9 protein-coding genes are annotated in these 12,571 nt (G+C 44.9%); 2 read left to right on the forward strand and 7 right to left on the reverse strand.

Annotated elements, in window-relative coordinates; all coding sequences use genetic code 11:
* Positions 1 to 235: 235 nt before the first annotated feature.
* The 4 genes from ACN6MV_RS27450 to xylA all read right to left on the reverse strand — a co-directional run bounded on the left by ACN6MV_RS27450 (position 236) and on the right by xylA (position 6,983).
* A complete protein-coding gene (locus ACN6MV_RS27450; RefSeq protein WP_419885266.1) occupies positions 236 to 1,777 on the reverse strand; it encodes a response regulator transcription factor in 1,542 nt (513 codons plus the stop codon).
* A complete protein-coding gene (locus ACN6MV_RS27455; RefSeq protein ID WP_339288162.1) occupies positions 1,774 to 3,561 on the reverse strand; it encodes a sensor histidine kinase in 1,788 nt (595 codons plus the stop codon). Before ACN6MV_RS27455 ends, ACN6MV_RS27450 begins: the two co-directional genes overlap by 4 nt.
* Before the next feature lie 207 nt (positions 3,562 to 3,768).
* Positions 3,769 to 5,265, reverse strand: coding sequence for a xylulokinase (xylB, locus tag ACN6MV_RS27460; RefSeq protein ID WP_419885267.1), 1,497 nt, complete (start codon positions 5,263 to 5,265; stop codon positions 3,769 to 3,771).
* A 401-nt stretch (positions 5,266 to 5,666) separates the two neighbouring features.
* The gene (gene xylA, locus ACN6MV_RS27465; protein WP_042131068.1) at positions 5,667 to 6,983 is read right to left on the reverse strand and encodes a xylose isomerase; all 1,317 of its coding nucleotides are present in this window, start codon (positions 6,981 to 6,983) and stop codon (positions 5,667 to 5,669) included.
* Between the two features lie 377 nt (positions 6,984 to 7,360).
* Here xylA and ACN6MV_RS27470 point away from each other — a divergent pair, with 377 nt between their 5' ends.
* Both ACN6MV_RS27470 and ACN6MV_RS27475 read left to right on the forward strand, forming a co-directional pair.
* Positions 7,361 to 8,521 (forward strand): ROK family transcriptional regulator, encoded by a 1,161-nt coding sequence (locus tag ACN6MV_RS27470; RefSeq protein ID WP_339288165.1) that lies wholly within the window; start codon positions 7,361 to 7,363, stop codon positions 8,519 to 8,521.
* Positions 8,522 to 8,722: 201 nt separating this feature from the next.
* Entirely contained in the window at positions 8,723 to 8,923 is a 201-nt protein-coding gene (locus ACN6MV_RS27475; RefSeq protein WP_042131070.1) for a hypothetical protein, read from the forward strand.
* Between the two features lie 142 nt (positions 8,924 to 9,065).
* On the opposite strand, the gene ACN6MV_RS27480 is transcribed toward ACN6MV_RS27475, so the two are convergent.
* The 3 genes from ACN6MV_RS27480 to ACN6MV_RS27490 form a co-directional block, all read right to left on the reverse strand.
* Positions 9,066 to 9,299 (reverse strand): glutaredoxin family protein, encoded by a 234-nt coding sequence (locus ACN6MV_RS27480; protein WP_419885268.1) that lies wholly within the window; start codon positions 9,297 to 9,299, stop codon positions 9,066 to 9,068.
* A 72-nt stretch (positions 9,300 to 9,371) separates the two neighbouring features.
* Positions 9,372 to 10,313 (reverse strand): thioredoxin-disulfide reductase, encoded by a 942-nt coding sequence (trxB, locus tag ACN6MV_RS27485; protein WP_042131072.1) that lies wholly within the window; start codon positions 10,311 to 10,313, stop codon positions 9,372 to 9,374.
* A gap of 156 nt (positions 10,314 to 10,469) precedes the next feature.
* Complete coding sequence (locus tag ACN6MV_RS27490; RefSeq protein ID WP_419885269.1) at positions 10,470 to 12,434, reverse strand: heavy metal translocating P-type ATPase; 1,965 nt, start codon at positions 12,432 to 12,434, stop codon at positions 10,470 to 10,472.
* Positions 12,435 to 12,571: the final 137 nt, after the last annotated feature.

Raw genomic sequence — 12,571 nt, forward strand, 5'->3', positions numbered from 1 at the left:
TCCAAATATTCCTCTTCGCTCCTTTACCAGCAGATGTTTAGAACCCTGATTCTAAAGAAAATGCATTAGCCACCCACCCGCATAAGCTTAAGCAGGTGTCTATTTAACTACATTAATACTTCACCACGTACAATTGGTGGGAGTAGGGAAAACAAAAAAAAGACCCGTGGACTGAAGTTCAGAAAACCGCCTGAACTCAGCCACGGGTATAACAGACAAGAACACCACACCAACCTTAAATGCTTTTACGATAAGAAGTTGGTGAGATTCCTACATATTTACGGAACTTAGCGTTGAAATAATCGGGGTTCATATACCCAACCTTCTCGGCTACCTCATATACTTTCATTCCTTGCGTCAGAAACTCTTTCGCCTTCTCAATCCGCACTTTGTCCACGTACGTATTAAAGTATTCTCCTGTGGTGTTCTTAAACATCTTACCTAGATAAGCGCTGTTGTAGCAGAATAATTCGGATAAGGTCTCCAGCTTTAGGTTCTCATTGTAGCGGCGGTTGATGATCTCCGTGATCTTCTTAATTTCATTTCCGCGCCCACTGGTCATCTGACCCGCAATTTCTTCGAGAAATGAGACAGCCTGATCCTGCAAATCGGACAAATAATAACTTTGATAGAGTTCCCCTATTGGTGGGGAGTGCTCTGCTGCATAGGTACGAATTTCCGGATACGTAGGCTCCAGACGAGCCAAAACAGTACTAAGGAGTCTCACAAAGGTCTCTTTAATTCGCAATTCATCACTGCCCGCGGCTATAAGCTCAGCACAGATGGTCTGCACGATCGGTCGAATCGCGCTCAGACTTCCGGTTTCTACTGCAAGCAAAAGTCGGCTCTCCGTATCTTGCAGCTCTTCTGTCTCCTCCTTCATTCCCGTCAGAAATCCTGAAGCATCTGCACTGATGATAGTCCCCTTCTTGAAGAAGAAAGCGCGTCTTGATAGCTCCCGTGCTATACTCAATGATTCTCCCGCCAGTTCAGGTCGGGATACTACTCCCCCCGCTACTGCAATGAAGTCGTATTCCATTTTTACTATCATATCTGATAATTCATTGTATAATTCTTCTCGTTTAATAGCACTCGGGTCCGGATCCTTCATTAGAACGCCCAGATACTGTGACCACGTAAAGAATGAAGCGTTAGGATGTTTACTAAAATGCTGCTCCATCACTGTTTTGATTTGCTGGAGACCCTCCTCATTGGCACCAGCTTTCTTTCTTAACTCAATGAGGATGACTTCATAATCCCCCTGTTCCAGTCCTAGCGCCTCCGCATGTCTGCTGAGGTCCGCGTCCGTTTCCTCCTCCGAAGTCGGCTGCAGCAGCGTTCGAAGTAATGCTTCCCTATTGCGGGCGGGCTCCTCCTCATTCCAGTCACTAAACCGCTGTTCCTGCTCAATCGTTTCGCGGAGCTGCTCCAGACATACAATCATCTCATCTTCATCGACTGGCTTCAGTAAATAACCGTCAATCCGAAAACCAATCGCCCGCTTAGCATATTCAAAATCCGCATGTCCACTTAGGATTAGCACATGGCTCTCTGAACCTTCATTACGAAGCTCACTGATCATTTCCAGACCATCCATTCCAGGCATGCGGATATCCGCTACTATAAGCTCCGGGTAGAAGGTATGATATTTTTCGATGGCTTGCAAGCCATTAGCTGCTGTTGCTACCACCGTATAACCGAGCTTCTCCCACGGGATCAGACTACGTAGCCCTTCCCGCAGCTTCGGTTCATCATCGACAATCATCACTTTTATCATAGTTTGTTGTCCTCCATTGGTATGCAGAAGAAAATTATCGTACCTACATTAGGTTTACTCTCAATCGTTAGCCCATATTCTGCGCCATAGGATAGCTTTAACCGGTCATGGACATTGCGAAGTCCAATCCGCTCGCCTTCACGCTCTTCTTGGCGCTCAAGTGTATTCAGTAATTCCTCCAGCTTATCGGGAGATATCCCTACCCCATTATCTGTAATCGTAAATTTCGCGTGATTTCCAGCTTGTACAACTTCCACCGTCACAAATGCACCTTCCATTTTATTATCCAGTCCGTGGATGACTGCATTCTCGACAAGCGGCTGAATAAGGAGTGGTGGCATATAGATAGACTCTACAGCCGGATCTATAATAAATTGATATTTCAATCTTTCTTCATAACGGAATTGCTGAATATCCAAGTAACAACGTACCACCTCTAATTCCTGACTCAGCAAAACATTACTCCGGCCTACCTCTAAGACACTTCGCATCATTTTACCTAAAAGACGCACCACACGGGCAATTTCCACTTGTCCCTTCATATGTGCTTCCATCCGAATCGCTTCTAGTGCATTGAACAAAAAATGCGGGTTAATCTGACTCGCCAGCATTTTGAATCGTATATCATTTTGCTTCTGCTCTAGCAGACTGTTTTGAGCATTGGATTCCTGTACTTCATACATCAGATCATTAATGCTGCGTACCATGGAATTGAATTGACGGGCTAACAGGGCGATTTCATCCTTGCCATCAATCTTCAATGTCGTATCAAAATCCCCAGTACTGACTCGGTTAATATGTCTGCTTAAATGCAGCAACCGTCGTGAAAACAATGAGGAGAAGCTATATATAATTAAAAAGGCCAATAGAACACTTATCGCAATGACAGTAATCGAAAGCTTAATGACTTGATTGGGTTCTTTAACTATACTTTCAATCGAAAAAACAGATATAATTCGTAGTGCATTTCGGCTGGCTTGTGGTTTAAGCTCCTCTATCACAATTTTAGAAGCTTCACCATCTACTACCGCTTCATAGCTTCCGCTTCCTTGACCCAAGAGGGTCGTGTCAAAGGAAACGTCCGCCAGCGTTTTGCCTGTCCGCTCTTTGCGGTTCGCTGCAATGATATTGTCCTGATCATCGACAATCATAGTATCAAAAGATTCTTGGCTTAGAATGGATGCAAGCTGCTGACTGTTCACATTAATAACGAGTACACCTATTTTGCTGGAGCCCTCCAGCTCAATTTTGCGAACAAGGCTTAAATAATTCCGCTTATCACGCTCATCTTCAATATATTCCCAACCGACAAGACTATCGTACCGCTGTGCTCTTTGATACCACTGGCTCTCTCTAATCTCCGCCGTTGGATTGATTAGCTCCCAGTTGTTAAGCAGCGTAGCATTATCAGTGTACAAGCGAATGTTGGATATTTCTTTATATAACCTTAGGTATTCACGCATATCTGAGTAATCCCGGTATGCTTCCACCACATCATAAGTGCTAACATACTGACGTACGGCAAGTTTTTTCAACCGTGCATCATAACTTAAACGATAGGCGATATCTTGAGATACACCAATGACTTCTTCCGTTCTTTTCTTTACCCTGTCTACGTTAATTGAAGCTTGCTCCAATGCACTCTTGAACGCCATGGTCCTCATTTCAATCGTAAGATATCCGCCTACCAGTAACACAGGAAGTAATGTAGTGAGTAAAAAAGCGAGCAACAGCTTATTGCGGATTTTGATGTCATTCAACAACTTTACCATCCATTGGAACATGGCCTTCCGCCCCCCGAAACCTTGACTATCTCATCCAGTGCTTAGCTCTGCCCTGATGATATCCCATACTTTACAGAAGTATAATGAAAACGGCAACAATTTTGAACATTACCTATCCACACACTCCTCCATAATTAAGCTGGTTATAAAAAGGTCCTCCGCCATATGCGAAAGACCTTTATCATCAGTTATAAATACAATGGCACTTTATTGGCGGTATGCAGCCAGCTTGTTATTCAGTTCACGAGTCTGACCGTAGACTTCCTGATAGAGGTTGAATAAACCGTCATAGATTGCCGCTTGCTTCGGATCCGGTTTATATACATCCGCAGGACGGATGAAAGCTTCTGCACATGCACTAAGTGATGTGAACCAGCCACTACCGTAAGCTGCCAACATCGCTGCTCCCATGGCCGGACCTTGCTCACTTTCAAGCTTCACGATGGATGCATTGAAAATATCTGCTTGCATCTGGAGCCATGCCTCATTTTTAGCCCCGCCGCCGATCGCAATGATTTCTGTAATTTCTTTGCCTGAATCACGTACAATCTCGATAGATTCACGTAGCGAAAAGGTAATGCCTTCTAATACGGAACGTGTAAAATGTGTCAACGTATGCCCTGAATCCATACCAATAAAGCTTCCGCGAATATTCGCATCTGGATGTGGTGTACGTTCTCCTACTATATAAGGTGTAAAGAGCAGTCCGCCGCTACCCGCTGGAATGGAAGAGACTCCATTTAGCAATTCATCAAAGCTCTTGTCTGCCGCAAAGGTTTCTTTGAACCATGTAAGGCTATGACCCGCAGCTAGAGTAACACCCATGATATAGTAGGCATCCTTTTCACCATGGTTGAAGAAATGGACTTTACCTTCGAGATTTAAATCTTTGTTGCTCTCATAGGAAAGAACCACGCCAGATGTACCAATACTGCACATCGTCCGGCCTTCACCTAGAACCCCTGCTCCAAGTGCTCCACATGCATTATCCGCACCACCAGCAAATACCTTTGTTGATGATAAGAGACCAGATGCTTCAGCAATATCCGGCAATAACGTTCCTGTCTGTTCAAAGGACTCTACCAGTCTAGGACAAAGGGAAAGTGGAAGTTCAAAAGCTTCAGCAATTTCAGCACTCCACGTTTTAGAACCTACATCCAATAGAAGCGTTCCAGCAGCATCAGAATAATCCATCGCATAATCACCAGTCAACCGGAGACGCACATAATCTTTTGGTAAAAGGAACTGGTACGCTTGTGATAATACCTCTGGCTCATTCTCTTGCACCCATAGAATTTTAGGAAGCGTGAAGCCTTCTAACGCACGGTTTCTAGCGACCTCAATAAGCGTTGCTCCAAGCGTCTTCTCTATTCTTCTGCACTGTGCAGTAGTACGTGTATCATTCCAAAGAATGGCCGGACGAAGCACTTGACCTTCCTTATCCACTAGTACCAATCCGTGCATTTGCCCGGAGAAGCTAAGACCATCAACTTGCGATGGATCTATGCCCGATACTTCGATTAGGCGACGAAGGCTGACCAGCGTTCCTTTTACCCAGTCCTCTGGATTTTGTTCGCTCCAGTTCGGCTGTGGTCTGCTTAGCGGGTAGGATTCAGAATGCTCAAAAGCAACCTTGCCCTGTGGGTCCACTAGCACAGTCTTCACTGCGCTAGTGCCCAAATCTACACCTATAACGTATTTCATTTTTGACCTCCTAAAAGTTTTGTGAGCATAGGCTTCATTGAATTACTTCGAGCAAAACTTACTTCGTAAGCATCCACTTAGTTTTATGGAGCTTAGCTACTTGATTCTCTTCGAAATAAAACTTACTTCGTAAGCATCCTGCTTAGTTTTGTGAGCATAGGCTTCATTGAATTACTTCGAGCAAAACTTACTTCGTAAGCATCCACTTAGTTTTATGGAGCTTAGCTACTTGATTCTCTTCGCAATAAAACTTACTTCGTAAGCATCCTGCTTAGTTTTGTGAGCGTTTCTAGAATTTCTTTGTACAAAAAAGGGGCTGCCGAAGAATGCTCTCTTCAGCAACCCCCGTTGCATTTGTTCAAACTGGAATCAAAGCCTAAGCTTCAAGCTCCCTGTAAATCCTACTCAGCCAAAATGTATTGGTTAAGTGTAGCTCTCAAGTATTCTTGACGTCCGGATTGGTTAGGACGTGGGTTCTCATTGTTCAAAGCATATTCAGCCAAGGAAGCCAGTGTTGCTTTGCCGGATACGATATCCGCGCCAACACCTTCATTGAAGCTGCTGTAACGTTTTTCAACAAAATCTTCGAATACGCGATCTTCGATCAATTTAGCAGCTACTTTCAAGCCTTTTGCATAAGTATCCATACCAGCGATGTGTGCTAGGAACAAATCCTCAGGCTCGAAGGAAGGACGACGTACTTTAGAGTCAAAGTTGATTCCGCCTTTGCCAAGACCATCATTCTTGAGTACTTCATACAGTGTGAGTGTTGCATCGTAGATGTTAACTGGGAATTCATCAGTATCCCATCCGAGCAATGTATCACCTTGGTTAGCATCAAGCGATCCGAGCATGCCGTTGATACGAGCTACACGAAGCTCATGTTCAAAAGTATGACCAGCAAGTGTAGCATGGTTAGCTTCAAGGTTCAGCTTGAAGTGCTTGTCGAGGTTGTATTTTTGCAAGAATGAGATCGTTGTTGCTGCATCGAAATCATATTGATGTTTCGTAGGCTCTTTTGGTTTAGGCTCGATCAGGAATTGACCATCAAAGCCGATTTCCTTAGCGTAATCTACAGCCATGCTGAACAGACGAGCAATGTTATCTTGTTCAAGGCCCATATCTGTATTCAGCAACTCTTCGTAGCCTTCACGGCCACCCCAGAATACATAGTTGCTAGCGCCTAGACGTTTACCCACTTCCAGACCTTTCTTCACTTGTGCTGCTGCATGTGCGAATACATCAGCATTTGGAGTGGAGCCTGCACCGTGCATATAACGTGGGTTAGTGAACATATTAGCTGTATTCCACAGCAATTTCTTGCCGGAAGTCTTCATGCCTTGTTCAAGGATATCAACGATGGTGTCGATGTTGCTGTAGAATTCACGCAAAGATGCGCCTTCTGGTGCGATGTCCACATCATGGAAGCAGAAGTAAGGCAGGTCCATCTTATCCATAAATTCAAAAGCTGCTTCAGCGCGAGCCTTAGCTTTGTCCAGACCGTTCAATTTGTTCCAGCTACGAATAGCAGTTTCAGCGCCAAACGGATCGGAACCGCCAGCAGTTAATGTATGCCAATAAGCCATTGCAAATTTCAGATGTTCTTCCATAGTTTTGCCGGCTACGACTTCTTTAGGATTGTAGAATTTAAATGCAAAAGGGTTGGTGGAACGGCTTCCCTCGTAAGAGATTTTGTTCACTGTCTCAAAATAAGCCATTGTGTAATCCTCCTCAAATTGTACTTCGCCCGCAAGCGTTTACAGGATCATCTTAACACATCTTTCGGACTTTGTATATTGGTTAAACAAAGTTTTGTTTAAGTTTTTTTCGTCCATTTTTTGGAGCTCTGTCTAGCTTCCTCTCTCCGCTTCCCAATTATAGGAGATCTATCTTGGAAAATTTCCTCTAGACGCTATGTATTGCAATTTCCAGCACATCACTCTAGACTAAGTGGCATACAACAAATGGGAACTATGCCAAGCTAAAACGCCTTTAGCGTCCCTTTAAAGACGGTAAGCGTTTATGCGAGAATTTTAAGGAGAAAGTATACCGTGAAGCTTATACTTTCTTATAATTTAAGAAGGATGTGTGATTTGTGAAGGTTACTGGAGACCAAGCGCTGGTCAAAAAAATAAATAAATCGATCGTACTACATACCATTCGAAGACACTCTCCACTCTCTCGCGCGAAGGTTTCAGAGATGACCGGATTGAATAAAGCTACTGTGTCTAATCTGGTAGCTGAGCTGTGCACGCAAGAATTGGTAACCGAAGTCGGACCTGGGGAATCAAGCGGCGGCCGTAAACCGTTAATGCTGCATTTCAACACAATGGCTGGCAGTGTAATTGGCATAGAACTGCGGGTAAAGCAGCTAACAGCAGTCTTATGTGATCTGAGTGGGGGCATTCTTTACGAAAGCGATTTCTCCTTAGACAATCATGATCTCCCTTACGTACTGGAACAAATGAAGAAGCTTATCTCCGGCTTGATTGTCAGCGCTCCTGAATCGCCTTATGGCATCGTCGGCATCGGAGTAGGTGTCCCCGGCATGGTGGATGAAAATGGTGTTGTACTCTTTGCTCCCAACCTTGGCTGGGAAATGGTCGACCTGCGGGCGATACTGGAAGCTGAATTTTCTGTCCCAGTCACCATTGATAACGAAGCGAACGCAGGCGCACAGGGAGAACTCAACTTTGGTGCGGCAAGAGAGGTAAGGCATCTGCTTTACATCAGTGCGGGATCAGGGATCGGATCAGGAATTATTATTGGTGGGGAGCTATACAAGGGTGCAAGAGGATATGCCGGTGAAACCGGACATATGACGATTGAAGCACAAGGCAAGCCTTGCAGTTGCGGCAGTCGTGGCTGCTGGGAGTTATATGCCTCTGAGAAAACCTATGATAATCCCGACCTCCCCCTACCTGCCCATACTACGCCAGAGCTGGTTCGTTATGCGGCTGGGGGACAAGAAGACGCCCTTCATCACTTCTCAACGATGGGCGAATATCTCGGTATCGGGGTGACAAATCTAATCAATAGCTTCAATCCAGAGCTTATTGTAATCGGTGGAGCATTGTCTGAGGCTGAAGAATGGCTTGGTGAGCCGCTGCGCCGGGTTGTAGCTGAACGTACTCTTCCTTACCACAAGCAGCAACTCGAAATCACATTCTCTAAGCTCGGCAGCCGTGGAACGATGATCGGTGCAGGTTTCTCTGCCGTTATGCAATTCCTAGGCGACATTCGAGTGACCCTATAATTATTAGTTTGATGGATCAATTGTGTTCATTCACTGAACATCTTTATAGGCAAAAATTCATAAGATAAATAATTGACGTAAAATTGACGCATTTGAGTGAATCAAAAGTGCAGTAAAAGGAACAGAAATCCTATATAATAAAGGCTAAGCTAGTGTGACATTTATCACTACAACCCCTTTTTTGAAATGGAGAGCGAGTCCATGACCTATGTTGATACGTCTGATATCTCGGCACAGATGTTCATCACTGTGTTGCTTTTTCTGCTCATTATTGCCCCTTTGATCAGCCTCGGTGTGCTCCGTTTTTTTCAAGCTAAAAAGAAATCAGGATTTATTCTTATTGGCAGCGGCGCTGCTGTATACGTACTATTTCAGATCATTACATCTTTCACTCAAACCTAACTCTACTTCTAGATCTACTTTCATAAAAATAGTCTGCGCACTAAAGCGTCAGACTATTTTTTGTATACTTAAAGATCATAAAAAAGACCGCCTCCTGATCGGAAACGGCCCCTTACAATGTCCTTGCGGAAATCTTATTTACTTAAACAGTCGCCAGTGCTTTGTCGAACTGAGTTTTGTTCATGCCCACAATTTTATGCTCACCGATAACAGTTACAGGAATAGCTCTCATTCCCATGTCCCATACTTGCTGCGCAAAATCATCATTCTGCTCGACGTTGCGTTCTTCGTAGGAAACGCCTTTTTCGCTAAGAAAGCTCTTAACCTGACGGCAATGCGGGCAATTTGTTGAGGTAAATACAATAACCTTCTCCATGGTATGACCTCCTCCTATAAAAGATATACAGTGAAGATATCTAATGTAGCATTGAGTTTTTTTCAAACCAAATTATAGAATGACTGCACTGTGCTCCAAGCTTTCGATATATTTCTCAGCATCCATAGCTGCCATACATCCACTACCTGCTGCAGTAATCGCTTGTCTGTAACGAGTATCCTGCACATCACCACATGCGAACACGCCTGGGATATTGGTTTCGGAAGTGCCTGGGTTCGTCATGATATAGCCATCCGCATTGGTTGTGATCTGTCCACCTAAGAAAGAGGTGTTCGGGTGGTGACCAATCGCAACAAACACGCCGCTTGCTTCGATGATTTCTTCTTCTCCGGTCTCATTGTTAAGCACTTTTAGACCATTGACGCCTCTGTCACTCGAAGTCACTTCCAGTGGAGTGCGATTTAGGTTCCAGTCTACTTTAACATTAGCACGAACGCGATCCTGCATGATCTTCGAAGCACGCAATTCTCCACGACGATGCACCAAAGTTACTTTGGAAGCAAAACGAGTCAAGAAGCCAGCTTCCTCAAGTGCGGAATCTCCGCCACCAACAACCACGATCTCTTTATTACGGAAGAAAAATCCGTCACAGGTAGCGCAGGTGCTTACACCGCGTCCCACATTATCTTGCTCCCCTGGGATACCGAGGTATTTTGCCGTAGCGCCTGTGGAAATGATCAATGTATCTGTAGTAAGAACGCCCATTCCTTCAACATTCAACTTAAAAGGACGCTCTCCAAGTTCTACACTGTTCACCCAGCCCGTACGGAACTCCGCACCAAAACGTTCAGCTTGTTTACGCATATTATCCATCAAGTCAGGACCCATGATGCCTTCAGGAAATCCAGGAAAATTCTCCACTTCTGTTGTAGTGGTCAATTGTCCACCGGGTTGGGGTCCTTCGATTACTAGTGGGTTCAAATTGGCACGAGCCAAATAAATAGCGGCGGTTAATCCTGCCGGTCCAGTTCCAACAATTATTGATTTATACATATCTATGTCCTCCTTGAGCTAGACGGCAATGACGTCGCTTCTTAATTAAAATAATTATAATGTAGTGTTAATTATGATAACTGAAAGCAAATATGTCAATATGCCAGACTCCCTCACCCCAAAACTATTTTGTGAACAATTTAATTTTGATAAATATTATCGTAATAATCTTAGTCCATTGAGAATCACTAATATCGTACTGCCTTCATGACCTATTACGCCAAAAGGAAGTGCGATCCCTTGCACAAAGTTGCTGATCATAAGCACTGCAATCACAGACACAGCAAAAATCATATTTTGCTTCACAATACGCTGTGAACGACGCGCCAATGATATCGTTGAAGCGATCTCTTCTATATTATCATTCATAAGCACTACATCGGCTATTTCGAGTGCAGCGCCGCTCCCTTTCATGCCCATACCCATGCCAACGGTTGCTGTCGCCAAAGCAGGTGCGTCATTCACACCATCCCCTACCATAACAACGTGACCATACTTTTCACGCAGTGCCTTGATATGCTTCACTTTATCCTCCGGTAAAAGGTCAGCAAACACTAGATCTACCCCCGTTGTAGCTGCAATGACCTGGGCCGTAGCGTCACGGTCACCCGTAAGCATTGCCACTTTAATCCCAAGCTCCTGTAGCTTCCGCACTGCGGCTTCTGCTTGTGGACGAACCGTATCCTGCAAAGCAATCATTCCGGCAATTTGCTCGCCGTCCAGAATGATGGAGACGGTCTTCCCTTCTTCAGCCAACTGCTGCCGCTTAAGTTTCCAATGCTCCAGTTCAGGATTCATAGTAGACTGAGCCAGCTCATCGAGCAAATTAGACTTCCCGATTTTCCAGAGATGTCCATCGATTTGACCTTCAATCCCCCAGCCTGTGATGGTTTTACTGTCTTCCACTCCCCGTAGCTCCAGGCCTTCCTCTTCCGCTTTACGTACAATCGCTTCCGCCAGTGGATGACGGGACATATTCTCAATGGATGCACTAACCGTTAGCAACTCTTGACGACTGTAGCCTTCTCCTGCAATAAAATCAGTTACTTGTGGAGTTCCTTCTGTAAGCGTCCCTGTCTTATCGAACGCCACAACCGTTGTGCGTGCCATATTTTCCAGATGGACCCCGCCTTTAAAAAGAACCCCTTTTCGCGCACTTTTAGAGATCGCCGACAGCATCGCTGGCATAATAGAGGAAACCAAAGCGCAAGGTGAAGCAACTACTAGAAACACCATCGCTTTATAGAAAGTTGCGCTCCAGCTCCAGTCCAGCAAAAATGGTGGAAGGAGAATCAGTGCCACGGTCGAGGCTACGACAACCCTTGCATAGATGGCTTCGAGTCTTTTTATAAAACGCTGCGAATTGGGAACTTCCGTTTCTGCCTCTTCTACCATTTTGATGATTTTAGCAAAAAGGGTGTTCTCAGCTGCTTTCGTTACCTCAATATAAAGGGGACCTTCTCCATTCACGGTGCCTGCAAAAACTTCGCTACCGGCATATTTTTCAACGGGTACCGATTCTCCCGTAATGGAAGCCTGATCTACTGCCGACTCCCCCCGATATACCTTACCGTCTGCCGGAATCAAATCTCCCGGGCGTACAAGCAGCAGATCTCCGATCACCAACTGGTCGATATGGACCTCATTCATACTTCCTTGTTCAATACGCATAGCCGTTGCCGGCTTGAGTGCCATCAGCGAGGAAATATCCTTTTTGCTGCGTTCCATCGTATAACTCTCTAAGGCTCCACTGAGTGCAAAAATGAAAATAAGCATGGCGCCTTCATTCCAGTATCCAATGGAAGCTGCGCCTAGTGCGGCTGCAATCATTAATAGGTTCACATCGAGATCCCGTTCTTTGACGAGCGTTTCTACGCCTTCTTTTGCCTTGTTCCAGCCACCAATCGTATAAGAAATGACATAGAGCGCTATGGATAGAATTTCTGACCATCCACCAACAGACCATGCTAAAAGCATAAGCAGTCCGCTGCCCAGAGCAGCCTGCATTTCGGAATTGCTAAGCATGGCACGCGGATCAAACCGGCGCTTTGGAGCGCCTGGCTTCTTCATACTGCCGGAAATAGATGATTGCTGAGGTAAATGTTTTGATGTTGCTTGCATAATAATCGCCGTCCTTTAAAGTTTTGTGTAGCGTTCCTTCAGTGACTCTTCTTCGCAACAAAACTTGCTTCGTAAGCATACGCTTTGTTTTGTGGAGAATAACTTCAGCCAAGTGAGAATGAGAGCCATTATTAAGA

The sequence above is a fragment of the Paenibacillus sp. B-A-8 genome, assembly GCF_048572915.1.
Lineage (GTDB): Bacteria > Bacillota > Bacilli > Paenibacillales > Paenibacillaceae > Paenibacillus_AQ.